Source organism: Zhongshania aquimaris, assembly GCF_019312595.1.
GTDB classification, from domain to species: Bacteria; Pseudomonadota; Gammaproteobacteria; order Pseudomonadales; family Spongiibacteraceae; genus Spongiibacter; species Spongiibacter aquimaris.
In genome coordinates this window covers 107,110-129,852 of sequence record NZ_JAHWDQ010000006.1, presented here as the reverse complement: position 1 = coordinate 129,852, position 22,743 = coordinate 107,110, and the positions used below count along the sequence as shown (strand labels likewise).

Annotated in this window: 19 protein-coding genes and 1 tRNA gene; 12 read left to right on the top strand and 8 right to left on the bottom strand. The window is 50.6% G+C overall.

Annotated elements, in window-relative coordinates:
- Positions 1-7: 7 nt before the first annotated feature.
- The 3 genes from KXJ70_RS17400 to gcvP form a co-directional block, all read right to left on the bottom strand.
- Entirely contained in the window at positions 8-1,321 is a 1,314-nt protein-coding gene (locus KXJ70_RS17400; RefSeq protein WP_219044823.1) for an OmpA family protein, read from the bottom strand.
- 66 nt (positions 1,322-1,387) lie between these two features.
- Positions 1,388-4,150 carry a hypothetical protein gene (locus tag KXJ70_RS17395; RefSeq protein ID WP_219044822.1) on the bottom strand — a complete coding sequence of 921 codons (2,763 nt, stop codon included), beginning with the start codon at positions 4,148-4,150 and terminating at the stop codon, positions 1,388-1,390.
- 238 nt (positions 4,151-4,388) lie between these two features.
- The gene (gcvP, locus tag KXJ70_RS17390) at positions 4,389-7,265 is read right to left on the bottom strand and encodes an aminomethyl-transferring glycine dehydrogenase (RefSeq protein WP_219044821.1); all 2,877 of its coding nucleotides are present in this window, start codon (positions 7,263-7,265) and stop codon (positions 4,389-4,391) included.
- Positions 7,266-7,650: 385 nt separating this feature from the next.
- Here gcvP and KXJ70_RS17385 point away from each other — a divergent pair, with 385 nt between their 5' ends.
- The 4 genes from KXJ70_RS17385 (at position 7,651) to KXJ70_RS17370 (ending at position 10,630) form a co-directional block, all read left to right on the top strand.
- Entirely contained in the window at positions 7,651-8,724 is a 1,074-nt protein-coding gene (locus KXJ70_RS17385) for a peptidoglycan-binding domain-containing protein (protein ID WP_255558565.1), read from the top strand.
- 72 nt (positions 8,725-8,796) lie between these two features.
- Entirely contained in the window at positions 8,797-9,378 is a 582-nt protein-coding gene (locus tag KXJ70_RS17380; RefSeq protein WP_219044819.1) for a uracil-DNA glycosylase family protein, read from the top strand.
- Positions 9,375-9,977, top strand: coding sequence for an NUDIX domain-containing protein (locus tag KXJ70_RS17375; protein WP_219044818.1), 603 nt, complete (start codon positions 9,375-9,377; stop codon positions 9,975-9,977). Before KXJ70_RS17380 ends, KXJ70_RS17375 begins: the two co-directional genes overlap by 4 nt.
- 56 nt (positions 9,978-10,033) lie before the next feature.
- A complete protein-coding gene (locus KXJ70_RS17370) occupies positions 10,034-10,630 on the top strand; it encodes a DUF1134 domain-containing protein (protein WP_219044817.1) in 597 nt (198 codons plus the stop codon).
- Positions 10,631-10,686: 56 nt separating this feature from the next.
- Here the strand turns inward: KXJ70_RS17370 and KXJ70_RS17365 are convergent, their stop codons facing one another.
- Complete coding sequence (locus tag KXJ70_RS17365; RefSeq protein ID WP_219044816.1) at positions 10,687-11,982, bottom strand: alpha/beta hydrolase; 1,296 nt, start codon at positions 11,980-11,982, stop codon at positions 10,687-10,689.
- 114 nt (positions 11,983-12,096) lie between these two features.
- Entirely contained in the window at positions 12,097-12,609 is a 513-nt protein-coding gene (greB, locus tag KXJ70_RS17360; protein ID WP_219044815.1) for a transcription elongation factor GreB, read from the bottom strand.
- A 79-nt stretch (positions 12,610-12,688) separates the two neighbouring features.
- Between greB and KXJ70_RS17355 the strand changes: the two genes are divergently transcribed.
- The 7 genes from KXJ70_RS17355 to KXJ70_RS17325 all read left to right on the top strand — a co-directional run bounded on the left by KXJ70_RS17355 (position 12,689) and on the right by KXJ70_RS17325 (position 19,171).
- Complete coding sequence (locus tag KXJ70_RS17355) at positions 12,689-13,522, top strand: M23 family metallopeptidase (RefSeq protein WP_219044814.1); 834 nt, start codon at positions 12,689-12,691, stop codon at positions 13,520-13,522.
- 75 nt (positions 13,523-13,597) lie between these two features.
- Positions 13,598-13,783: a Trm112 family protein gene (locus KXJ70_RS17350; protein ID WP_219044813.1), complete on the top strand. Its 186-nt coding sequence runs from the start codon at positions 13,598-13,600 to the stop codon at positions 13,781-13,783.
- 183 nt (positions 13,784-13,966) lie between these two features.
- Positions 13,967-16,588, top strand: coding sequence for an alanine--tRNA ligase (alaS, locus tag KXJ70_RS17345; RefSeq protein ID WP_219044812.1), 2,622 nt, complete (start codon positions 13,967-13,969; stop codon positions 16,586-16,588).
- A 111-nt stretch (positions 16,589-16,699) separates the two neighbouring features.
- Positions 16,700-17,929, top strand: a complete 1,230-nt coding sequence (locus KXJ70_RS17340; RefSeq protein ID WP_219044811.1) for an aspartate kinase — start codon at positions 16,700-16,702, stop codon at positions 17,927-17,929.
- A 78-nt stretch (positions 17,930-18,007) separates the two neighbouring features.
- Entirely contained in the window at positions 18,008-18,187 is a 180-nt protein-coding gene (csrA, locus tag KXJ70_RS17335) for a carbon storage regulator CsrA (RefSeq protein WP_103685796.1), read from the top strand.
- A 146-nt stretch (positions 18,188-18,333) separates the two neighbouring features.
- Positions 18,334-18,425: transfer RNA gene (locus tag KXJ70_RS17330), tRNA-Ser, on the top strand.
- 134 nt (positions 18,426-18,559) lie between these two features.
- A complete protein-coding gene (locus KXJ70_RS17325) occupies positions 18,560-19,171 on the top strand; it encodes a tetratricopeptide repeat protein (RefSeq protein ID WP_219044810.1) in 612 nt (203 codons plus the stop codon).
- On the opposite strand, the gene KXJ70_RS17320 is transcribed toward KXJ70_RS17325, so the two are convergent.
- From KXJ70_RS17320 to KXJ70_RS17310, 3 genes are all read right to left on the bottom strand, one after another.
- Complete coding sequence (locus KXJ70_RS17320; protein ID WP_219044809.1) at positions 19,126-19,242, bottom strand: NAD-dependent epimerase/dehydratase family protein; 117 nt, start codon at positions 19,240-19,242, stop codon at positions 19,126-19,128. The genes KXJ70_RS17325 and KXJ70_RS17320 overlap by 46 nt on opposite strands.
- A gap of 69 nt (positions 19,243-19,311) precedes the next feature.
- Positions 19,312-20,709 carry a hypothetical protein gene (locus tag KXJ70_RS17315; protein WP_219044808.1) on the bottom strand — a complete coding sequence of 466 codons (1,398 nt, stop codon included), beginning with the start codon at positions 20,707-20,709 and terminating at the stop codon, positions 19,312-19,314.
- Complete coding sequence (locus tag KXJ70_RS17310; RefSeq protein WP_255558557.1) at positions 20,702-21,793, bottom strand: sulfotransferase; 1,092 nt, start codon at positions 21,791-21,793, stop codon at positions 20,702-20,704. Before KXJ70_RS17310 ends, KXJ70_RS17315 begins: the two co-directional genes overlap by 8 nt.
- Before the next feature lie 254 nt (positions 21,794-22,047).
- Here KXJ70_RS17310 and KXJ70_RS17305 point away from each other — a divergent pair, with 254 nt between their 5' ends.
- Complete coding sequence (locus KXJ70_RS17305; protein WP_219044806.1) at positions 22,048-22,680, top strand: TetR/AcrR family transcriptional regulator; 633 nt, start codon at positions 22,048-22,050, stop codon at positions 22,678-22,680.
- Positions 22,681-22,743: the final 63 nt, after the last annotated feature.

Genomic DNA, 22,743 nt, shown 5'->3' with positions numbered 1-22,743 from the left:
ATCAGTCTTAATTATTCGGACTGATAACTTGTAGTTCAACGCGACGATTGCGCTCACGGCCTTCGTCAGTGTTGTTGTCAGCCACTGGCTTGCTTTCACCGTAGCCTTTCGCTGTTTGACGCGAAGGTGAAATACCTTGAGTAGCCAAGTAATTTACCACTGACTGCGCACGCTCTTGCGACAGCTTCTGATTATAAGCATCACTGCCGACAGAGTCGGTGTGGCCCATAATTATAATGCTGACGTCAGGTTCGTTTGCGAGTGATTCCGCGACCTTGCGTAGAATGGTTTGTGAATCCAGCATCAAGCGTGATTTATTGAACTCAAAATGCACGCCAGTCAGCTCAACGGTTTGTGAAATAACACAGCCGCGTGAGTTCACTTTCAAGCCAGGCAGTGTGCCAGGACATTGATCGATCTTATCTGGTACGCCGTCGCCGTCGCTATCTAATGGGCAGCCTTGTGCATTTACAGGCACGCCGCGTGGGGTATTCGGGCACTGGTCAATATCGTTTGGTACGCCGTCACCATCGTCGTCGATAGAGCAACCATTTACGTTAACTCGTGCACCTGGTGGTGTATTGGGGCACTGGTCACGGAAGTTTGGTATACCGTCATTGTCGCTATCGAGTGGGCAGCCGGTAGAATCAACCGGTGTGCCGCGCGGTGTATTTGGGCATTTGTCTAAACGGTCTGGCACGCCATCGCCGTCAGAGTCGTAGTTATAGGGCAGTGGTTTGTCGCCAAACGGTACTGATATACCAATTAATAATGCATAGGTATAGAAGTTGTCGTCATCTGGAAATAACGGTGCTTGACGTTTAATAGAATCTAGCTGGTAGCGCACCTCGCCGCGTATGGCGACAGTATCCAGTTCATAAGTAAAACCGGCGATCGCGTCACTGCCGTAGTCTGATTGACTGGCCGTAATGCCCGGTGCTTCGTACTCAACTTCATGGTATGTCAGGCCGATACCTAAATAGGGCTGAACTGGGTCGGCATCTAACATGAATGCGCCGCGCGGGAAGTATAGTAAGTCTACGCCACCGGCGGTACGACTATAGGTGTCGTTTTTGGAGTTTTTAAACTCACCGTAGTTAATGTGAGTATCGAACATAACGTAGGAACTAATTGGCTTACCAATACCAATTTTGCCTTCATTCCCTGAATCGAAGTCACTTTGATCGGCAATTGTAGAGCCTAGCATGCCGTGCATGCGCCAGCGGTTATCAATTACCGTTTCTTCGTCATCCGCTGCAAAAGCAGAAAAGGCGCTGCACCCTACAGCGAGAGCAAGCGTTATATTACGCAGTTGACTCATTCACATATTCTCCATGTTTCTAGCACATATTAAAACGCGACCTTGCGGCCGCGTTTATTCTTTTTACTAAGGTGTTGGTAAACCTGGTAAGTCGGGTAAACCGCCGCCACCGGGAAGCTCAGGGATAGCGAAGGCTCCGAATACGTCTTGGCAGTCCTGAAAATCAATACCGGTTAACTCGCCAAATGCGCCAGGATTTAGACCTAGTATGGCATCCAGTAAAGTACCGACAACAGTGGTGAGTGGATCCACCACGCAGGCATCTAGTGCTTCGATGACAGGACTTAACGGGGCACCTTCACCAACTAAGGCATTTGTTACCTGACCTAGGCCGCCAATTGGGCTGTCTGGAATCATGTCATTGATCACTGAGAACTCACCAGTAATGAGGGCTTGCACAATCTCTTCGCCAGGAATCTGGCCGCCGTCGTCGTTAGTAGCTAATGCTGTTAGAAGCGGGTCTATAACGGTGCTGAGGGTGTATACCAGTGGGAGCACGATGCCAGGACCTTCCAAGCCAGGGAAGTTTCCACCCAAGGTCAGTACTGGTTCAAGCGTTTCGCACAGCTCATTCGAGTAGGTAAGCAGGTCGTCGTCAGCGGCAGGGAGTACCAGAACAGTAGAACCTTCCTCTGTAACGAAATCACCTTCGGTAAAGCCGTCGTCATCGCTGTCGATAAATGCTTGCACACATACCGTGCTTAAACGCAGCAGGCCGCGCGATTGAAGGACGCCTTTTTCACTTTCTGCACCGCTGAAGCTCGCAGCAGGCGTGCTCGATGTTGCAGGTAGACCAGGGATTTGATCAAAACCAGGTAGTTGATCGAAGCCGGGTAGTTGATCTAAACCAGGTAATTCATCTGCACCGGGGATTCCGGGAGCCGCCGTTGATACGCAGCTAGGTGAACTGCTGGCGTTACCAGACCAGTAGCCTGGGAGCGCTGAGAAGATAAGGCGCTCGCGATCGGTTACGTCCACGAGTGGCGAGCCTGCTGCTCTTGGGTTCGCCAAGAATGCGGGGCTCATGTCTTCTTCACCACTTTCAAACAGGGCGAAAGCATAGAAGCGTTGACTGCCACGAAGGTAGGTTTCGCCGTCAGCGACAGTACCCACTAAATCGGTGCGACCTACACAAGAAAACTCGTCGATTGAGATCTCGTCTGGTGAGCTGCCATTTGAAGCCTGATAGAGATGAAGTTCAACGACCTCGTCATCAATGGCATTGATAGTGCGGGTAGCAACTTTATTTCCAAGGCTGCCTTTGTATGTCGCTTTTAGAATAACTAGCTCTGCGTCAGTAACCTGAGCGCCTTCTTTAGGGCTTGCGGAAGTAGTATTTGATTTTTCCGCTGGGTTAACAGATAAAATTGTTGGTTTGTCCACTGACCAGTCAACTAGGGCCGCAGGGCAGCGAATAGTTTCTGTCGTGTCAAAATCAACAAAGGTACACATCGCGATGTAGTCAATACCATCATTGAACACGTTTAAGAATATGGTATCGATATCGTCATCTGGCATTTCGCCGTCGGCGCGTACAATCGTCACCGCACTTACTTCCGCGTTGACTAGCTTTAAATTTAGGTCATCAGTAAGCGTTGTTCCGTCCTTTGTGTAGCTTCCTGTGGCAACGCTCAATTTGTCTGTCTCTGGAAGCGCAGCGAAATCAGCTTGACTGATCAATGATGCGTCACCGTCCACTGCGTCAGGGCCTTCCGAGAAAATTGTGGTTGGATCTGCGGACCAAGCCAGTAGCTCAGAATCGGAGCATTGATATGAAGTAAATAACACCGCTCCTGGGTTGTTCGGGTTGGTGTACTTAAGTTCAGCAACTAATTGTATGCGCTGCGCTGCAGGTAGAAGAACTTCAGAGTTGTCTAGCAAGCCTTTACAGCTGCTGAGATATTGGGTGTTGAAAAATTGTAGCTCTGGTGAAGGGCCGCTACAAGCGTCTGCCGCTGGGTTGGCCACGACACAAATCGCAAGGTTATTTGCGGTCGCTGCTAGCAGGGTAATCGGTAGAGTCGCAATGACCACGGCACCCTCAGAGCCACAAGTAATACCCTCTGCTTTTTCAATTGCAGTGATAGTGAGGGCAATTTGAGATGGGCCGGTAGTCGTAAATGGATTGGTGATGGTTGCTGGCGCAAACGCATTACCGTTCGTTGGCGTTTGCGTGGGGCCAAATACGAAATTGCTGTTATCGGCGCAGAACGTGGCATTGGCAGTAGAGTTTTCTGTTACTCCTGGCAAGCCCTGCAGGTTTTGTAATAGCTGGTAATTTGCGGTTTGATTCGATCCTGTGGCAGCAGGGTTAAAGGTGATAACGGTTTGCCCGCTGATGTATTTTGGTCCGCTAACAACAGGTGGAACAATCGTAAAGGGTTCGGTGATTGTGTATGGCGTACCTTGAAAATTATAGCGACCAATAATGTTGAGGTTTTTCAACGTGTCGGTGCTGGCAAGTCTTACTGTGCTGAGTATGTCCAACACTTCACGGAGTTGACCCGCGTCTCTTACTTCGTCTGCTAGATCTGCGACGGCAAGGCTATCTGAGGTGCCGCTTAATGACCATTGGGTGTCGCGGGTCACGTTGAGTTCTGGCCCCAAGTTTATTTCGACGCCATCGGTTTGAAGCGCTAGCATTCTAACTGGGATGCTGTTGGTGCCAGTACCTGCAAGTTGGTTTCCGAGGGGGAAATCTATTCTGAGTGAACTTGGATCTAATCCTGGGTTTGGGCGGTCTGGGCTGCGGGCATCGCCACCGCCACCGCAGGCAACGAGTAAGCTCGCTGCAAGTGTCAACGATAAGGCTAAAATTTTCGTTTTCATTTATTCCCCTCCGGGAGAGACTAGCTGAAACACAATCGCGAAAAATAGTGAAACTTATTCTGTACGTAGTTTCACGGATGTTATTCCTAAAAACAACACAATGTGCGGTGAAGCTGCCATGTTAGAGCTAAAAATGTGAAAATTTCTGTGATCTAGTCATGAAAAAAAGCTTTTGCCCTGAAAAAGGCAGCAAAAATCGATGCTTAGAAACAATTATGCCCTCAAGGAGGGCATGATTTTAGTCTTGGATATAGCTTTCTATGGGTGGGCAAGAGCAAATTAAATTGCGATCACCGAATACGTTGTCGATTCGGTTGACGGTAGGCCAATATTTGCTGTCCCGTAAGCTGGCAACAGGGAAGCCTGCTTCTTCACGTGAGTAGGGGCGATCCCAGTCAGTAATGATATCCGCCAGGGTGTGCGGTGCATTCACTAAGGGATTATTATCTGCTGGTAGTTGCCCGCTCTCAACGCGGCCAGCTTCGCGGCGGATGTGAATCATCGCTTCGCAAAAGCGATCCAATTCCATTTTAGATTCACTTTCGGTTGGCTCAATCATCAAGGTGCCGGGCACAGGAAAGGACATGGTGGGGGCGTGGAAGCCGTAGTCCATTAAGCGCTTGGCGATATCTTCTTCACTGATTCCAGTGCTTTCTTTGAGCGGGCGTAAATCAATAATACATTCGTGGGCAACACGACCATTGCGTCCAGTGTAAAGCACCGGGTAGTGCTCGTTCAGGCGGGTGGCAATATAGTTGGCGTTGAGAATGGCAATTTGGGTGGCTTTCTTTAAACCCGCTGCCCCCATTAAAGAAATGTATGTCCATGAGATTGGCAGAATACCCGCGCTGCCATAGGTAGCAGCTGATACCGTGTCGTTTTCCTGCTCCAAACCCTCGACCGGGAAGACCGGGTGGTTCGGTAAAAACGGTGCCAGGTGCGCTTTAACGCCGATGGGTCCCATGCCGGGGCCGCCGCCGCCGTGGGGAATACAGAAGGTTTTGTGCAAATTAAGGTGCGATACGTCGGCGCCGAATTCGCCCGGTGCGGCAAGCCCAACCAACGCGTTCATATTGGCGCCGTCGACATAGACCTGGCCGCCGTATTGGTGGGTGATGTCGCAAATTTCGCGGATGCCTTCTTCGAAAACCCCGTGGGTTGATGGGTAGGTCACCATCAGGGCCGACAGTTGATCTGCGTGGCGTTCGGCTTTCTGGCGCAGGTCGTCAATATCGACATTGCCAAGTTCGTCACAGCCGACAATAACAACGCGCATACCGGCCATCGCCGCAGAGGCGGGGTTGGTGCCGTGTGCTGAGCTGGGAATTAGGCAGATGTCGCGGGCGCTGTCGCCGCGGCTTTCATGGTAGCGCTTAATCGCCAGTAGGCCTGCGTACTCGCCTTGTGAGCCGGCGTTGGGCTGCATTGAAAATTTGTCGTAGCCGGTGCAGGCCATGAGCTGCTGTTCGAGCTCGTCTATCAATTGCAGATAACCGCCGACTTGGCTGCGCGGCGCAAAGGGGTGCATATTGCCAAACTCTGGCCACGTGATGGGGATCATCTCAGCGGTGGCGTTGAGCTTCATGGTGCATGAACCCAGTGCAATCATCGAGTGATTTAAGGCGATGTCTTTGCGTTCCAGGCGATTCATATAGCGCAGCATTTCTGTCTCAGAGCGGTGCTGATGAAACACAGGGTGTTGAAGAAACTTACTTTTGCGCTGCAAGCCTGCCGGAATGCCGGGGGTGTCTTCCAGGCTTTGGTCAATCGTGTCTACCGATGGTATCGCTTTGTCGCCGGCAAAAATCTGCCATAAACGTTCTATGTCGTTAGCCGTGGTGGTTTCGTCGAAACTAACGCCTAGGTGGTCTGCACCGCGTCGCAAATTAAGTAATGCGGCCTCGGCTTGGTTGGCAATGGTATTGGTTTTGTCGCCGGTATTAATTGAGACGGTATCGAAAAACGCGGTATTGCTCGTGTAACCGAGTTGCGCCATGCCAGCGGCAAAGATCCCCGTCATACGGTTGATGCGCAGGGCGATGGTTTTCAGTCCCTCGGGGCCGTGATAGATGGCGTAGAACACCGCCATAATGGCGAGCAGGGCTTGCGAGGTACAAATATTGGACGTGGCTTTTTCTCGGCGAATATGTTGTTCGCGAGTTTGCATTGCCATTCGCAGTGCTTTGTTTCCGCGACTGTCGACAGATACCCCGATAATGCGTCCAGGAATGGAGCGCTTGAAACTGTCACGGGTTGCGAAGAATGCGGCGTGAGGGCCGCCGAATCCCATCGGCACACCGAAGCGTTGTGCACTTCCGACCACAATATCAGCACCTTGCTCGCCGGGTGGTGAGAGCAGAATCAAGCTCATAATATCGGCGGCGACAACGGTCATCGCGTCTTGGGTCTTAGCTTGATTGGCAATGTCTGTTAAGTCAGAGACGGTGCCATCGCTTGCGGGGTATTGCAACAATACGCCAAAGCAGGGGGTGTTGGCGAGCTCGCTTGCGGCGTCGCCCACAACAATATCAAGCCCCAAAGGAAGTGCGCGGGTTTTTAATACGGCGATAGTTTGCGAGTGGCAGCTCTTATCGACAAAAAATACGTTGCTTTTGTTTTTGCGTGCAGATCGTTTGCACATGGCCATCGCTTCAGCTGCAGCGGTCGCTTCGTCTAGCAATGAGGCGTTGGCGAGTTCCAAACCAGTGAGGTCGATGACCATTTGCTGAAAGTTAAGCAGAGCTTCTAGGCGACCTTGGGCGATTTCTGGCTGATAGGGCGTGTAGGCTGTGTACCAGCCTGGATTTTCCAGCACATTGCGTAAAATAACGGGCGGCGTAATGGTGCCGTGGTATCCCGCGCCAATAAAAGAGCGCGCGATTTGGTTTTTTGCGGCGATTGCGCGCAATTTACTGAGTGTTACAGTTTCGCTTTGCGGGGCGGGCAGCGGCATATCGCCCCGTAAAATCGACGCCGGCACGGTTTGTTGGATCAGCTCATCGAGTGATTTGGCGCCAACTGCGTGTAGCATCGCGGCAGTTTGGCTGTCGTCTGGGCCAATGTGGCGGGTCAGGAAGTCATCATTTTGCGAGAGAGCGCTGAGATTTTGGGTCATTCTTTGAGTTGCCTGCGTGGTCTGAAGTGCGGCCGCCATTAAACCATATTGAGGCTTTCTTTTCCTTGGCAATTTTCCGCGATCAGTTCAGTTCTTCGCTGCAGATAGCGGCACATTCACGATACAAATTGGCATATTCACATCTGCTATATGCTGAGCAAATTTGGCGCAATTCCACTTTGGCCGCCGAGATTCTAAATCCAGTAAAACACGGAATGATTTAGTGTGCCTTAGTCGTCGAAAATAATAGGATTTAGTGGGTTTAGGCTCTCGATATATTTAGCTTTCGCGTTATAAGATGATGCGATCTAACATCATTATTAAGAGGCTTGCAGTGGTTTTGGCTAGACAGGGCAGTACACCAACAAAATGGTGCAGGCTAGTGATGCGAGTTGTTGCAGTGCTGGGCATATTGGGATCTGGTGCATGCTCATCACTTTCGCCACCATTAGTGGGTCAATTAGCTACTGAGCCCAGCCCGAAGGAGGAGCGTATTTCCTCTTTGGAGACCTCGCTGGCGGACGCCTTGATCGAAATTGAGAAGATGAAGGCGCGAACTCCCAGTGTTGATGGCAGCGATATCCTCCCCGCGATTCCCCCTGACGCAGAAACCGGACGTTGCTATGCAAAGTTAATGGCGCCGCCGGTGTATGTAGACCGCATTGAGCGCCGTTTGGTAAAAGAGGCCAGCGAGCGCAAGGAGCTTATTCCCGCTGAGTTGGAATGGGTAGATGAAAAGGTATTAGTCAGCGAGGCCCATGTCCGTCTTACCGTTGTGCCCGCAACGTATAAATGGCAGGAAGAGCGGACGCTGGTGTTACCTCCCAGGAGTACGCAGGTGTTGGTGAGTCCGGCGCGCTATGATGTTGTCATTGAAGAGGTGATTGAAACGCCAGAAGAATGGGTATGGCAGGTAGGCCGAGGCGATATCGAAAAAATTGATGAGGAAAGTGGCGAGATTGTTCATCAAGTGCGCATCCCCGCGCGGTATCGGCAAATCAAGAAACAGGTGCTTGTTGAGCCAGCTAAATACCGCAAGACGACTGAACCTGGTGTTTATGAAACGCTGCGTAAAAAGGTAGTTGATGTTCCCGAGCACACCATAGAGGAACGGGTGCCAGCCAAATATAAAACCGTAAAAACGCAGCGGGTACGCCAAGCTGAGAGGGAGGTTACCCATCAGGTAGCGCCGGTGTATAAAGATTACGCCTATCGTGAGAAGGTCAGTGATGCGCGATTGGCGTGGCGTATGGTGCCGTGCGAGCGTGAGATGAGCAAAGAGCTCGGCTATAAAGTGCAGCGGGCTTTGCGTAAATTGGATTACGACACTGGTGGTTTAGATGGCGTATTTGGCAAGCACACACTGGCGGCTATCCATGATTTTCAAAAGAAAAAGGGCTTGGCGACGGGGCGTTTATCCTCAGAAACTCTGTCTGCTTTAGGTATAACTGACGAGTAAACCCGTCTTTTTAGCTGAATTAAAATAACACTGGGCTTGCCGCCATCAAATTAGGCAGCGCACAATACCGGCATGGAAACCTTAACTGCCCTATTGTCCGCTGTCCGCGGTTGCCAACTTTGTGCGGAATATTTGCCGCTTGGGCCGCGCCCCATTGTCATTGCGAATGCGTCTGCGCGATTACTTATTATCGGTCAGGCACCGGGGATGCGTGTTCATGAGAGTGGTATTCCATGGAATGACCCCTCAGGCGATAGATTGCGACAGTGGCTCGCGATTGACCGCGATCAGTTCTACAGCGATACGCGCTTGGCGATTATGCCGATGGGGTTTTGCTACCCTGGCAAAGGACGGTCCGGTGATTTACCACCCCGTAAAGAGTGCGCTCCGCAATGGCATGCGCGTTTGCTTGCGCAGATGCCGGCGGTCGACTTGGTCTTGCTCATTGGTCAGTATGCACAAAATTATTATCTGCAAGATAATTTTAAAAATCTAACTGATCGGGTGCAAAATTATCCTCCTAACAGTAAGTTTTTCCCTCTTCCTCATCCTTCGCCGCGCAACCAAATGTGGTTGCGACGCAACCCATGGTTTGAGTGCGATGTACTGCCTCGACTTCGCGAGCGAATAGCGCCACTACTGGAGACAATATGACCAAAAAACTGGGCCCTTGGCAGCAAGTTAGTCGCCAAGTCGTTTATGAAAACCCCTGGCTTAGACTAGAGCACCACGAGGTTAAGACCCCTGCCGGCACCGATGGAATTTACGGCAAAATTTGTTTTCAGAGTGTAGCGGTAGGCGTGATTCCTATTGATGACGAGGGGAATACGTTTTTAGTAAAGCAGTACCGCTATACATTGGAAGAAGATAGCTGGGAAATTCCAGAAGGGGGTTGTCCATTAGGTAGCTCGCCGCTGCTCACGGCATCTAGAGAATTGGCTGAAGAAACCGGCTTAAGCGCAAAGCGCTGGGCAAAATTAATGGATTTGCACACCTCGAATTCGGTCACCGATGAGCGAGCAGAGGTGTTCTTGGCGATGGAACTAGTGCAGGGTGATGCCGATTTAGAGGCGAGCGAACACGACATTGAGGTCTGTCGTTTACCGCTGGGGGAAGCTATTGCGATGGCGTTGGATGGCCGAATTACCGACGCGATTAGCGTATCGGCACTATTGAAATTACAGATATTGTTGCACAGCGCGGCAGGTGATTTGCGGCAAGTCTTTACGTCGCTTAGCGAGGAGTTTTTGTAAATTGTGCTATAAATATACAATACACGGATAAGTGGGAATTAACGGTGGAGAATGAAATGCGATTTTTAAATGCGAAATTTCAGTACCTGATACGTAGCTTTATGTTCATTGTGGCGATGAGCTCTGTGTCTGTTCTAGCTGACGATCATGCGAGCAAAACCAAGTCCACAGAAGGTTTTACCAAGGAGCAGGTATTAGAAAAGGCAGATGGCTTCTTTGGTGAAACCACTGCTGGCTTGGCTAAGGCAATTGAGAAGGTGTTTGCTGAGCAGGGCAGTCCTAATGCCATTATTGCGGGCGAAGAGGTGTCTGCAGCCTTAGGTGTTGGTGTGCGTTATGGACAGGGCGAGGTGCAGCTATACAGTGGCGACGTGCTGCCGATTTTTTGGCAAGGGCCGTCGCTTGGTTTTGACATGGGTGCTAACGCATCTAAGGTCTTTACGCTGGTTTACAATTTGACCGATATGACGCAATTAATGCAGCGTATCCCCGGCGTTGATGGCAGTTTTTATGTGGTCGCGGGTGTTGGTGTGAACTATCAAAAAAATGGTGATCTCGTTCTGGCGCCAATTAGAACTGGTGTCGGTTTGCGAGCGGGTGCCAGCGTCGGCTATGTTCACTACAGCGATAAAAAGTCGTGGATACCGTTTTGATCTAATTTAGTGGCAATAAAAAGGGGAGCAGTGCTCCCCTTTTTATTGCGCGGTTTTTAAGTCTGATCTTCGAGTTGCTCGGTTTCTACCGGCTCTTCGTCAACCGCGGGCGACGTGGTTTTATTTTCTAAGTGGCGGCGATAGAGCTCGTTTAAATATCCCGTTAAATGGTTCACAACAATCTGTGTGCGCAGTGATATCGCTAATTCAAATGCGTGCTGTGCGTCGGGTAATTCGGCAAAGCTCACAGCTTGATTCGACACTTCTTTCAGCGCGCTATATAGGACGCGCGATTCTTCTACCGGCACCAGCGTGTCGGCCTCGCCGTGAATAATTAAGAATGGCGGAGCATCCTTGTGCACCCAGTATAGAGGGGAAGCTTGGCGCCACAACTCCGGTGATTCTGCGCGCGTCTTTTTCAGCACCTTGGCAGAAACCCACTGACTTAAAGATTCACTGCTGCGTTGACCTTGGCTATTTAAAAAGTCGTAAACGCCGTAGAACGGTATGCAGCCTTGCACCGTGGTATCGGCGCTTTCAAATCCGGGTTGGAATTCCGGCGCGTTGGCGCTCAGTGCAAGTAGGCTGGATAAGTGGCCGCCGGCGGAGCCGCCGGTAGCAATTACAAAGTCGGGGTTGCCGCCGTATTCGCCAATGTTTTCTTTAATCCAGTGCAGGGCACGCTTGCAGTCGATAATGTGGTCGGGGAATGTTGATCCTGGGCTAAGGCGGTATTCAACCGCCACACAGACCCAGCCATTGGCGGCCATTTGAGTCATAAGCGGCAAGGCCTGTTCGTTCTTGCTCCCCATGTTTTCCAGCCACGCACCACCGTGCATCTGAAATAGCACGGGCGCGTTTTTGGGGGCATCGTTTCTTTGATAAATATCGACACGCAGTGAGCGACCGTTTACCCGGGAGTATTCAATATTTTTGTGACGTTTTACGTTTGCCAACTTATATGAAAAGGGTTTGGCGAGGCGCTTAGCGTCGGGTTCTATTAGGAATGAACTGGATGTGTCAAGTGTTTGCTCCGGCGCTAATTGCAGTGCATAGCGAACGGCTTGAGCCATGATGGGGTCGGCGCGCTGGGCTCTAAAGTAAAAGACGGCGATGGCGGTCCAGCTGCAGAGCGCAATGGCAAGGCCCAGTGCATCACTTAGTCCGCTGAGCTCACCGAGCATGATAATGATGAGTGTTAAGCCGACTTCAATGGCGATTACGTGCAGGGCGAGCTCACCCGTTATGTAGCCAAGGATAAAGCTTAATATACCCAAAAATTCGGGTTTAGATTTGTGGGGGTGGTAAACATTCCAGGCCGTCCAAGCCCAGATAAGTGATAGCAGCAACATAGTGTGTTCTCTTTAAGAGGGGGGAGATTTAATATGCGACCATAATAGGTCATGCGTATGGCGATCTCTACTGCCGACCAAATGACAGTCCTTATACCAAGATGCGTCTTAGCTTTATAAAACTGAGGCCTCATTGTATCTAATAGCGGTGATGTAATAGCTCTGTTGACCTTTTGGTGTAGTGACAATGACCTCGTCATCTAGTCTTTTACCTAACATCGCCTTCGCAAGTGGTGAGTCCATCGATAATTTGCGCAGACTTAAGTCAAATTCATCGGGACCGACGATACGATATTCACTCTCTTCGCCACTGTCGTTTTCAATGGTGACCCACGCGCCAAAATAGACTTTGTTTTGGTCGCTGGGTATGTGGCTTACCACGTTCAGTTCTTCCAGGCGCTTAGTGAGGAAGCGCACGCGACTGTCAATTTCACGGAGACGGCGTTTGCCGTAAATATAATCACCGTTCTCTGAACGATCGCCGTTCTTTGCCGCTTCGTGTACGGTGGCGGTGACCGTTGGGCGCTCTACTTTCCAGAGTTGACGAACTTCGTCGCGCAAGGCCTTTTCACCTTCAGGGGTGATATAGCAGGCGCCTTTGGGGCTTGGGGGGCGGTAGCGAGTCATTGTTAGTGGCGTCAGCGGTGTATTTAAGGAATCATAGCGCGGTATGGTAGCGCAGCGATCGTGATTAAAGGATAGCGGAATGATGAAAAAGTGGTTTGCGGCAAGTGTTCTCTCATTAGCTTTGGTGCCGATGTCCTACGGTGGGGAGCTTGAGCTGAACGGCAGCTTGGAGCAGGGCGGCTTGATTTGGGCGACAGTTGATCTGGGGAGCACGGTTAGCCTCGACGGTAAGTCTGTGCCGGTGGCCGATAATGGATTGTTCGTGGCGGGCTTTGATCGCGACGCTAAACCAATTGCTGCCCTAAAGGTATGCAAGCCAGCGGGCGCCTGCGAAAACCAAGTGCTTAGCATTGCGCAGCGCAGCTATGATATTCAACGCGTTAATGGCGTGCCCCAGCAAACCGTCACGCCACCGGCCAGTGTGCTGGAGCGAATTAGGCGTGAAGGAGCGTTGGTGAGTGCGGCGCGCAGTCAATTTTCTACGCGGCAGGATTTTGTCAAAGAGTTTACGTGGCCGCTAATAGGCCCGATCACGGGTGTATTCGGCAGTCAGCGTGTCTATAATGGCAGCCCTGGTCGTCCTCACTACGGCTTAGATATTGCCGCGCCGACTGGCACCAGAGTGTCGGCACCCATCGATGGCGTCGTGACCTTGGCCTACCCAGATATGTTTTATTCTGGCGGCACCTTGATTATCGATCACGGTTTGGGTGTGTCGTCGACCTTTATTCACCTGAGTAAAATTCTCGTGGAAGAAGGCCAAGTGGTGCAGCAGGGTGATGCCATTGCTGAGGTCGGTGCGACCGGGCGAGCGACTGGTCCGCATTTAGACTGGCGAATAAATTGGGCAGATCGACGCCTTGATCCCGCCTTAATTATAGGGCCGATGCCGCAGCAGCAAGGGGCAGAATAGCTGTGTTGTCAGCTTGGACTTTGCGACGAGCTGCACTAAACCTGAAATCAATGAATTTTGAGTGTATAAAAACCAATGATTGATAAGAAACTATTAGAAATACTGGTCTGTCCCGTTAGCAAAGCGCCGCTGGATTACGACGAGCAGCGCAATGAATTAGTGTGCCGTGCAAGCGGTTTAGCCTACCCCATTCGCGATGGTATTCCGGTGATGTTGGAGTCTGAGGCGCGAGTTTTAAGCACGGATGAAAAACTCGGCTAGTCTAAATTCTCTGCCAGTGTAGATGCGTCGCACGGCCAGGTTGTGCGCACGCTCTGAACAAGATACAAATACCCGTTATTTCGATATACTTGGCGTTTTTTCGCCGCAGATCCATCTGTGGCGCGCGGCTGTTATGCAATTGTTGCCAGCCACCTAAAATGCCCACGGAGTGAGAAAGTTTCAATGAAAAGCGCCGCCATTCGCGAAGCCTTTATTCAATATTTTGAAGGCAAAGGACATACCCACGTTGCCAGTAGTTCACTCGTACCGGGTAATGATCCGACCTTGCTGTTTACCAATGCGGGGATGGTGCAATTCAAAGATGCCTTTCTTGGGCGCGAAAAACGCAATTATGTTCGGGCAGTAAGCTCCCAGCGCTGTGTGCGCGCGGGTGGTAAGCATAATGATTTAGAGAATGTCGGCTACACCGCCCGTCACCATACCTTCTTTGAGATGCTGGGTAATTTCAGTTTTGGCGATTACTTTAAACACGACGCGATTACCTTTGCGTGGGAGTTTTTGACCTCGCCAGCATGGATGGGTATTCCCGCTGAAAAACTGTGGGTCACTGTGTACTCCGACGATGACGAGGCGTATCAGATTTGGAATGAGCAAATCGGTGTTCCCGCTGAGCGCATGGTACGCATTGGCGACAATAAGGGCGAAAAGTACGCCTCAGACAATTTTTGGTCGATGGGTGATACCGGTCCCTGTGGCCCCTGTACTGAAATTTTTTACGACCACGGTGAAGACGTGTTCGGCGGCCCGCCGGGCAGCCCGGATGAAGATGGCGATCGCTATATCGAAATCTGGAATAACGTGTTTATGCAGTTTAACCGCGATGCAGATGGCACGATGGCGCCGCTACCTGCGCCCTCGGTGGACACCGGCATGGGCCTGGAGCGTATCTCTGCCGTAATGCAGCACGTGCACAGCAATTACGAAATTGATTTGTTCCAAAATCTAATTGCGGCAACCGCTGCGGTGTTGAATGTGGCCGATCTTGAACATACCTCACTACGCGTGATCGCTGACCATATTCGCTCCTGCGCTTTTTTGGTATCAGATGGCGTTATGCCGTCCAATGAAGGTCGCGGTTACGTACTGCGCCGGATTATTCGCCGCGCGGCGCGTCATGGTAACAAACTCGGCGCTAACGCGGCGTTTTTCCACAAATTAGTCGCGCCACTGGCCGCCGAAATGGGTGAGGCCTACCCAGAGTTAATTACTCGGCAGGCACAAATAGAGAAAGTATTGCTGCAAGAAGAAGAGCAATTCGCCAAGACTCTTGAGCAGGGCATGAAAATTCTCGAGCAAGATTTACAGGATTTAAGTAGCAGCCAAATTCCCGGTGATACCGTTTTCCGTCTTTATGATACCTATGGCTTTCCTGTTGATCTTACTGCTGATATTGCCCGTGAAAAGGGCCTGAGTGTGGACCTTGATGGCTTTGAGTCGGCCATGGAAGCGCAGCGCACCCGCGCTCGCTCGGCCTCCAATTTCAAAGTTGATTTGAGCGACGAATTGGCACTAGACGGTGAAACCACGTTCTCTGGTTATCAAGACTTGGCCGACGACGCCCCAGTACTGGCGATTTTGCGCGACGGTCAACGTGTGAGTTCGCTGAAAGAAGGTGATGAGGGGATTATCATTTTAGAGCGCACCCCGTTCTATGGTGAATCCGGCGGTCAAGCTGGTGATACAGGCTATTTGACGGCGGATGGCGTGCGCTTTGAAGTGCGTGACACACACAAGTCAGGTGGTCACCATTTGCATCACGGCGTGGTCTTGAGCGGTGTTATTGCTGAAGGCGAAACCTTGCAGGCGACGGTTGATAGTGACGTTCGTCAAGCGACGGCCCTAAACCATTCGGCCACCCATTTATTGCACGCGGCCTTGCGCCAAGTCCTAGGCGAGCACGTTAGCCAGAAAGGGTCTTTAGTTGACTCCGAGCGCTTGCGCTTTGACTTCTCCCATTTTGAGGCGGTCACCAAGCAGCAACTCGCTGAAATCGAGGGCTTGGTAAATCAGCAGATTCGCTTAAATACCGAAGTTAAAACCGAAGTGATGGACATGGAAAGTGCCGGTAAGCGCGGCGCTATGATGCTTTTCGGCGAAAAATATGGCGATAGCGTTCGGGTTCTTAGCATGGGGGGCGATTTCTCTATCGAGCTTTGCGGTGGTACCCATGTTCAGCGCAGCGGCGATATTGGCGTGATGCGTATTACCGCTGAATCAGGCATTGCGGCTGGCGTTCGCCGTATAGAGGCAGTGACTGGCGCAGCGGCGCTGGCGGCATTTGACAGCGCAGAAAGCGAATTGAGCCAGTTGGCCGGCCTGTTAAAAACGGGTCGAGACAAGCTTGGCGACAAAGTACAGCAGCTGCTTTCTCAGCAAAAGCAGTTGGAAAAAGAGTTAAGTGCGCTAAAAGGCAAATTGGCCAGCTCCGCCGGAAATGAACTAATGAGTCTGGTTGAGGAAATTAATGGCATTAAAGTATTGGCGACCAAGCTCGACGGCGCCGATGCCAAATCACTGCGCGACACAGCAGATCAGCTGAAGAACAAGATGGGTTCAGGTGTTTTATTGCTGGCGGCGGATGAGGGCGACAAGGTGTCCTTGGTTGCCGGCGTGACAAAAGACCTTACCGGTCGTTTTAAAGCCGGAGATATTATGAAGCTCGCCGCTGAAGCGGTGGGTGGCAAGGGCGGTGGCCGCCCCGATATGGCCCAGGGGGGTGGAACAGACAGTGCGGCGATACCCGCGGCGCTGTTGGCGGTGCGGGAATATTGCCTTGCAAAATAGCGGCTGGCTTCGTAAATCACGTATAGCCGGCACTGAGCCATTTCCTTTAAATTTGATCTGGTGTTTAATGAGCGCCCTCTGCGGCGGGTGTTCATTAAGTAGAAGCGAATCATGAGTCTGATAGTTCAAAAATTTGGTGGTACCTCGGTCGGGACAGTCGAGCGTATAAAAGCGGTAGCTCAGAAGGTGGCGGGCTTTCGCGAACAGGGACACGATATCATCGTTGTGGTGTCGGCAATGAGTGGCGAGACCAATCGACTGATCGAATTGGCTAAGGCCATGCAGTCAACGCCGACTCCCCGTGAATTAGATGTGCTGGTGTCGACTGGCGAACAGGTGACCATTTCCCTGTTGTGTATGGCCTTGCATGATCTGGGGCAAGGTGCAAAGTCGTATACCGGCACGCAGGTGCGAATCCTGACTGACGAAGCGCATACTAAAGCGCGAATTCGGGATATCGATGATGTCAAAATTAGAGAAGACCTAGCGGCGGGCAATGTCGTTGTTGTTGCGGGTTTTCAGGGTGTAGATGAGAACGGTAATATCACGACCTTAGGTCGCGGTGGCTCAGATACAACCGGTGTTGCCTTGGCTGCGGCATTGAAAGCAGACGAGTGCCAGATTTATACGGATGTTGATGGGGTGTATACCACTGACCCTCGGGTGGTGAGTAAAGCGCGTCGACTAGATCGTATTACCTTTGAAGAAATGCTGGAAATGGCCAGTTTGGGATCAAAGGTATTGCAAATTCGCTCTGTGGAGTTTGCGGGAAAATACAATGTACCGTTACGGGTACTTCACGCTTTCCAGGACGGTCCCGGGACATTGATTAGCTTAGAGGAACAATCAGATATGGAAAACCCGGCAATTTCGGGTATTGCTTTCACCCGCGATGAAGCAAAGATTACAGTGTTAGGTGTACCAGACACCCCGGGCTTGGCCTATCAGATACTCGGCCCAGTCAGCGATGCAAATATTGAAGTCGATGTAATTGTTCAGAACGTAGCAGAAGACAACACCACAGACCTTACTTTTACGGTAAGTCGTGGCGATATGGCAAAGGCTGAAGCCATTGTGCGCAATCTGGTGAAACAAACAGGTGCGCGAGAAGTCAAAACCGATGACAAAATTGCCAAAGTGTCTTTGGTCGGCGTAGGAATGCGCTCCCATGCTGGTATTGCCAGCAAAATGTTTAAAACTCTGGCAGAGGAGTCAATCAACATTCAGTTGATCACAACATCTGAAATAAAAATTTCGGTGGTGGTTGATGAAAAATATTTGGAGCTAGCCGTTCGGTCGCTGCACACAGCGTTTGATTTGGATTCGGAGCCCACTATTTAATCTAAATCGCTCGAACTCTAGGTTGTCGAAGGAATGGCAGTAGAGTGAAGCGGTGGGCTCTTACAAGGAGATGCCAAAATGTTAATTTTAACTCGTCGTATTGGTGAGACTTTAATGGTCGGTGATGAAGTCACTGTCACTGTACTCGGTGTAAAAGGCAACCAGGTTCGTTTGGGTGTTAATGCACCGAAAGATATCGCTGTTCATCGCGAAGAAATCTACGATCGCATTCAAACAGAGAAAGACGGCAACAAGTAAAACGCCGAAAAATAGGCTCTAGGTCTTTGCTTATTTTCTCAGTGTGGTATCATGCCGCCCGATTCGTTAAACAGCGCTATGTGCTGATTAACACTCTACTTTTTGGATAATTGCGCAATCGGAATTACCAAGCAGAGAGATATCCCGGAGAGGTGGCCGAGTGGCTGAAGGCGCTCCCCTGCTAAGGGAGTATGCGGTTAATCCTGCATCGAGGGTTCGAATCCCTCCTTCTCCGCCATACAAATAAAAAAGGCTCCAGTCGAAAGATTGGGGCTTTTTTTATTTGTGTGGTGTTGACGCAGGTTCGGCAGAACCCTCCGGTTCGACAAAACGCGCCAGCGTTTTGAACAAGCTATTCGCGTGTCTTTGCGAATGGCGCAGCCCGAAGGGTTCAAGTCGCCCCTAGGCGAATTGAATTACCAATTGCGCCAGCGTTTTGAACAAGCCATTCGCGTGTCTTTGCGAATGGCGCAGCCCGAAGGGTTCAAGTCGCCCCTAGGCGAATTGAATTACCAATTGCGCCAGCGTTTTGAACAAGCCATTCGCGTGTCTTTGCGAATGGCGCAGCACGTAGGGTTTAAATCGCCCCTAGGCGAATTGAATTACCAATTGCGCCAGCGTTTTGAACAAGCCATTCGCGTGTCTTTGCGAATGGCGCAGCACGTAGGGTTTAAATCGCCCCTAGGCGAATTGAATTACCAATTGCGCCAGCGTTTTGAACAAGCTATTCGCGTGTCTTTGCGAATGGCGCAGCACGTAGGGTCAATACAGCCTCAAGGCTGTTTTGATTTATCCCTTCTATGTGAACCACACGCGTTTTCAATATTACGCCAGTCGCAAGACTGGGGCTTTTTTATTTGTATGGCGGATTCAGGTGGGTGGAAGAGCACTTGGAAATGCTTTGGTGCCACCGTTGGGAATGTTGGGGTTCGCGGAGCTCACCCCAAGCTACGCACTTTGCGGGCCATGATAGTGACATCGTGACCCTGGGATTTGAGGTGTAATGCAATCTCGCCACCAATCAGGCCAGATCCGCCGACGACCAATACGTTCATGTCTTGCTTCGTTTGTTAAATCCACCGCCAAATACAGAGGGGGTGTGAGTTAATATCTGAGGTCTCAAATTAAAAAACTCTGAACCGCCGTTGCACATGTTGTTGGCGCTCGGCAATGGTGGCTTTGCGCTGGGCGGCTGAGATACATGGTGTGTCTGTTGGGAAACTGCTGGCAATCTCTTCGAAGTTGATTTTGCGCGCTTTGATTTGCGGCCACTGCGCTTGTTCTGGCAGCTGGCAATAGGCCCAGCGGTTTGATAAAAAGCCTCGCCTTAGGCCGGTGGTGTCGACCCAATTTGGCACACCGGGATCGCGGTGGGCGACGACCCAACGCTGAATACCATCGGCCGACATATGCGTTTGAAAGCCATTGAGGCTACTTTGGTGATTGGCGTAATCTGGTGACTCGCCCCAGAGATTGCCGAGGTGGATACTGGTATAGACGGGCTCGCCGCTGTAACTGGCCTCGATAAGCAGCGCTTCATCGTCGGCGAGATCAAAAATGCCCCCGGCATAAATATTGGTGCTCATACCGCCGCCGGTATCCCCCGAGGCAGCGTTGGGCTGGTTGTAGGCGTTGACTGGCATAAAATAGCGACCCTGTTCCACCGCCCGCTGATTGCAGTTCAGGACTTTTTCGTAGAATGCCAACCAGAAGTGCATTTGCCCGCGAATAATACCGCCCATGCGGCGCAACTGCTCGGCACCGCGCTCGCTATCCAGTGCTGGGGGTGAACAACCTTCGGTATCTAAGGCGCTAATATTTAATTGTATGGCTTGCTCACGGCCCCAGTCGTAGAAGAGCTGGCGGCCACTTATATAGTCAGCATAGCGATCATCGCCGTCTGGATTGCGCTTACTGGGCGGCTTGCGTGTGCACACGAAATTGCCGCTATAACCGGCGGGTTTTTCAGGGCCGAGTAATAATTCGAAGTCGCCATTGTCGGCCACCAATAGTGAAGAGGTGTCTAAGCTGCCAAAGCCGGTTCTACCACCGGCGGCCAGTTCTCTTAAATCACCTGAGTCGCCAGACATCGGGCCGCTGTGAACTTCAAAAATCAGGTATTGAGGAGCTAGTGGACCACTTTCTGCGCGCGCTTCACCGCGCCAGTGACGGTGGTCGGCGATATTGCCATGCACGCGGTAATGTCTTTTACCGTCGATGGGGGCGTAAAAATAGATAGCGTCGGCGTTGTCGATGGTGGACTTGTTATACACCGACAAACCATTGCGGAAAGCAGGGAAATCCGCATCTTCATGGAATGCGCGCTCAACGGCGTGGTGCATAAATCCCGCAAGGTAGCGGTAACCTTCTGCTAAATTACGATCGCTGGCCTCGGGTGGAAAAAACGCCGGATTATCGATGGCGTCGCGGGCTAACTGCAATTCCTCGATTAAATCATCCCAGGCGGCCTTAAGGCGTTCTTTACTCTCTTTGTTGTCACGGCTGACTGATGCACTATCCATTTATTGTCTCCATCGTCTGAGAGGGATTCTCACCGCTCAAACGCGGCCACTGGTACTCGTCAAATAAATCGCCGAGTTTCGATTCAATCTCGCGGTGGGAGAGTTCGTAATCATTGATAGTATATTCAAAGTGGCTTTTGTGGCTGCGCTCTTTGTCTTCTTGATGCAATAGCCATGCGTCAAAGTCCGCAGACACCGGCATAGCCAATGCTTCATAGAGACGATAAATGGCCTGCCTGGGTTCGGCGGTAATTTGGCGATAATCGATAAATACATGCGGCGTGTCGGGATGTTTATTTAAGACTTCGCTGGGGTGGCGCATAGAGTCAAAGGCGATGTCGGTCATTACGCGAAGCGAGGAGGCATATTGAGAGGGCTTCCACCCTTTACCCTGCCAGCTAAGCTCTAACAGTTTTAGTGTGCTGGGAATGCAATCGTTGGGATTGCGCATCATGACGACGATGCGTGCATCTGGAAAGGTCTCAATGATGGCGGCCACCCAACCGCACATAAGCGGATTCTTGCTTAGGTGAGTGCGATTGCCACCATTTAATAATAATTGTCTTTTGACGCACTCGCGGTAGTGGTGCATCCACCGCCGGCGCTTTTTTGTAGACATATTATCAACATGATAGAGATCGATTTTATCCATTAGCGGAATATCGACTGCCCACTGTTGGGTAACAAAAGCGGCTTGCATTACAAACTGGTCTTCCTCGGCATTCCACAAACTCATATTGTGAATATGGCGAAATTTGCCGAAGGTTTTGTCATCCCATTTTTTTAATCGGCGCTTGCAGGGTTGTCCCAAGGCGTGATCGAGTTTAGCAAGTGCGCGAATGAGCTTTTTTTGTAGCAGTGAAGGGAATAGCAGCTCCCAATATAGAAAATAGCTAAAATGATCACCGTCGGCCGCTAAGAGGCGGTGGCACAATGTCGTGCCACTGCGGGCGTGGCCAACAATAAATACTGGGCGATCTACCCGCTGCCGCCATAGGCGCGGAAAAAACAGATAATCTAATAAAAAGCACAGGCTGTGAAAAAGCGATTGCAGGGGCAGCCACAGCAGTAATTTCCGTAACATTCGAGATCGGCCTGGCCAGTTTTTTAAACACCACACATGTCGTAAAACACGGGCATAATAGGTAAAGTCAAAATACACCAGATAGGTCCCTTTTGATTGTCGATAAGACTTAGCCTAGAGGCTTAGGTGAAGTGATAACAACTGGCATTTTGAGTTTTTATGAGGCAGTGTAAGTGTATGTTTATAATGGTTTTTTTAAATAATTATAAAAATTTGAGCAGCCTGTTTACATTTTTCACTTGAGCCTTGCCGCCATGACAGAAAAGCAACCGCCACGAGCGCGGAAATTACCCAAGCAGAGTCGCTCCCTGTTTACTGTGCACGCCATTCAACAGGCATGCCTGAAAATTCTAGATGAAGAGGGCGCAGGTAAATTAACCACGCAGCGCATTGCGGATGTTGCGGGTGTGAATATTGCGTCGCTATATCAATACTTCCCGAGCAAGGAGGCCATTCTTGCCGACGTTTACGACAAGACAATGGAGGAACTGGCGGAGCAGGCAAGTCAGCGCTTTCGAGAATTTAATAGACTTTCGAATCACTCTTTAAGTGATACCTTGGCCAAAATTATTGATTTAGAGTGCGAACAATTACTGGCCTTGCTTAAACTCGATCCCGATTTTTTTCGAGAGTATCAACACAGTTTTGATATTCATCGCTATATTAATGAGCTGACGCAATTACAAAATAATCCGTCTTGGCAGGCGTGGTTGGAGCCTTTTTTAGTCAAGCATCAATGTAAAGGTAATCCGCGTTTTCGCGGTCGCTTAATAGAGCAGACACTGCAGGGAAATCTTAGGCAGGCTTTAATAGAACAAGCTGATTTGCTGGCTGATCCTGAATTTAGAGAGGAGCTTTTGCAGTTGCTACTTGCATATCTGCAATAGTGATTTGATTAGCTCGATGCTGCATTACAGTCAGCTGTCTTGTCAGAATTAAAATAAAAAAAC

Coding starts and splice junctions, on each gene's coding strand:
- KXJ70_RS17400 (WP_219044823.1), bottom strand. CDS start 1,321: ATGAGTCAACTGCGTAATATAACGCTTGCTCTCGCTGTAGGGTGCAGC.
- KXJ70_RS17395 (WP_219044822.1), bottom strand. CDS start 4,150: ATGAAAACGAAAATTTTAGCCTTATCGTTGACACTTGCAGCGAGCTTA.
- gcvP (WP_219044821.1), bottom strand. CDS start 7,265: ATGACCCAAAATCTCAGCGCTCTCTCGCAAAATGATGACTTCCTGACC.
- KXJ70_RS17385 (WP_255558565.1), top strand. CDS start 7,651: ATGCGAGTTGTTGCAGTGCTGGGCATATTGGGATCTGGTGCATGCTCA.
- KXJ70_RS17380 (WP_219044819.1), top strand. CDS start 8,797: ATGGAAACCTTAACTGCCCTATTGTCCGCTGTCCGCGGTTGCCAACTT.
- KXJ70_RS17375 (WP_219044818.1), top strand. CDS start 9,375: ATGACCAAAAAACTGGGCCCTTGGCAGCAAGTTAGTCGCCAAGTCGTT.
- KXJ70_RS17370 (WP_219044817.1), top strand. CDS start 10,034: ATGCGATTTTTAAATGCGAAATTTCAGTACCTGATACGTAGCTTTATG.
- KXJ70_RS17365 (WP_219044816.1), bottom strand. CDS start 11,982: ATGTTGCTGCTATCACTTATCTGGGCTTGGACGGCCTGGAATGTTTAC.
- greB (WP_219044815.1), bottom strand. CDS start 12,609: ATGACTCGCTACCGCCCCCCAAGCCCCAAAGGCGCCTGCTATATCACC.
- KXJ70_RS17355 (WP_219044814.1), top strand. CDS start 12,689: ATGATGAAAAAGTGGTTTGCGGCAAGTGTTCTCTCATTAGCTTTGGTG.
- KXJ70_RS17350 (WP_219044813.1), top strand. CDS start 13,598: ATGATTGATAAGAAACTATTAGAAATACTGGTCTGTCCCGTTAGCAAA.
- alaS (WP_219044812.1), top strand. CDS start 13,967: ATGAAAAGCGCCGCCATTCGCGAAGCCTTTATTCAATATTTTGAAGGC.
- KXJ70_RS17340 (WP_219044811.1), top strand. CDS start 16,700: ATGAGTCTGATAGTTCAAAAATTTGGTGGTACCTCGGTCGGGACAGTC.
- csrA (WP_103685796.1), top strand. CDS start 18,008: ATGTTAATTTTAACTCGTCGTATTGGTGAGACTTTAATGGTCGGTGAT.
- KXJ70_RS17325 (WP_219044810.1), top strand. CDS start 18,560: ATGGCGCAGCCCGAAGGGTTCAAGTCGCCCCTAGGCGAATTGAATTAC.
- KXJ70_RS17320 (WP_219044809.1), bottom strand. CDS start 19,242: ATGAACGTATTGGTCGTCGGCGGATCTGGCCTGATTGGTGGCGAGATT.
- KXJ70_RS17315 (WP_219044808.1), bottom strand. CDS start 20,709: ATGGATAGTGCATCAGTCAGCCGTGACAACAAAGAGAGTAAAGAACGC.
- KXJ70_RS17310 (WP_255558557.1), bottom strand. CDS start 21,793: ATGTTACGGAAATTACTGCTGTGGCTGCCCCTGCAATCGCTTTTTCAC.
- KXJ70_RS17305 (WP_219044806.1), top strand. CDS start 22,048: ATGACAGAAAAGCAACCGCCACGAGCGCGGAAATTACCCAAGCAGAGT.